The sequence below is a fragment of the Micromonospora sp. NPDC049799 genome (assembly GCF_040656655.1).
Classification (GTDB): domain Bacteria; phylum Actinomycetota; class Actinomycetes; order Mycobacteriales; family Micromonosporaceae; genus Micromonospora.
The window spans coordinates 1-1,250 of sequence record NZ_JBFAMU010000869.1 but is presented as its reverse complement, the minus strand read 5'-3'; the positions used below and the strand labels follow the sequence as shown (position 1 = coordinate 1,250).

Annotated in this window: 2 protein-coding genes; both read left to right on the top strand. The window is 73.4% G+C overall.

All coding sequences use genetic code 11. From position 1 onward, the window contains the following. Positions 1-131: 131 nt before the first annotated feature. The gene (locus AB0I76_RS30235) at positions 132-1,073 is read left to right on the top strand and encodes an ABC transporter permease (protein ID WP_357042643.1); all 942 of its coding nucleotides are present in this window, start codon (positions 132-134) and stop codon (positions 1,071-1,073) included. A gap of 11 nt (positions 1,074-1,084) precedes the next feature. Further along, the gene (locus tag AB0I76_RS30230; RefSeq protein WP_357042640.1) at positions 1,085-1,207 is read left to right on the top strand and encodes a hypothetical protein; all 123 of its coding nucleotides are present in this window, start codon (positions 1,085-1,087) and stop codon (positions 1,205-1,207) included. Positions 1,208-1,250: the final 43 nt, after the last annotated feature.

The following is a 1,250-nucleotide window of genomic DNA, read 5'->3' as shown; positions in this document are numbered from 1 at the left end:
GACGCGGCGTACGCCGCCGCGTCGACGGCCGGCGCCGACGCCCTCGCCCTGTACGCCTATGACCTGATGCCGGCCGACCGCCTCGCCTGGCTGCGTCGCGCCGTGCCGGACCGGGAGGAGGTGCGGGCCGGATGACCGGATACCTGGTCCGCCGCGTCGCCCAGCTCGTGCCCGTGCTGGCCGTGGTGTCCGTGGTGCTGTTCCTGCTGCTGCGGCTGCTGCCCGGCGACCCGACCACCGAGATCCTCGGCCAGGAGGCCAGCGCGGCCGACCGGGCGGCGCTCCGTGCCGACCTCGGCCTCGACGCCCCGCTGTGGCGGCAGTTCGTCGACTGGATCGGCGGGGTGCTCACCGGCGACCTGGGCCGCTCCTGGCTGACCGACGAGCCGGTCGCCATGGTGATCGTCGACCGGCTCCCGGCCACCGTCGAACTGGGCCTCATCGCTCTGCTCCTCGCGGTCGCCCTCGGCATCCCGGCCGGCGTCCTCGCTGCCGTGCGGCGGCGTACGGCCACCGACTCGATGCTCACCGGGCTGGGCGTCCTGGCCCTGTCCACCCCGCACTTCTACCTCGCCGCGCTGCTGATCGGTGTCTTCGCGGTCTGGCTGCGGTGGGTGCCGCCGTCCGGGTACGTGCCGTTCACCGAGGATCCGGTCGGCAACCTGGTCCGGATGGTGCTGCCCGCGGTCGTCGTCGGCTCCACCGTGGTCGCGGTGGTGCTGCGGCAGACCCGGGGGTCACTGCTCGCCGCGCTCGGCGAGGACTACGTCCGCACCGCCGAGGCGACCGGCCTGAGCCGGCGGCGCGTCGTCACCGTGTACGCCCTGCGCAACGCCATGGTGCCGGTGGTGACGGTCACCGCGCTCCAGATCGGCGCCCTGATGAGCGCCACCGTCGTCACCGAGACGATCTTCACGCTGCCCGGCATGGGGACGCTGATCGTCAACGGCATCTTCAGCCGTGACCTGCCCGTCGTGCAGGGCGCCGTGCTCGTCGTCGTCACCTTCGTCCTGCTGGTCAACCTCGTCACCGACGTGGTCTACGCCTGGCTCGACCCGCGCATCACGTACTGAGAGGAGTCGTCGTGGCCACCGACACCACCACCCGCGCCGCCCGCCGGCCCGTGCTCACCCGGCTCCTGCGCGACCGGCGGGCCCGTTTCGCCCTGCCGGTGCTCGGCGCCGTCGCGGTCGCCGCCACCTCATGAGTTCCTCCCCTGCGGGTGTCGGCGGATCACGGGTTGAGTGCAG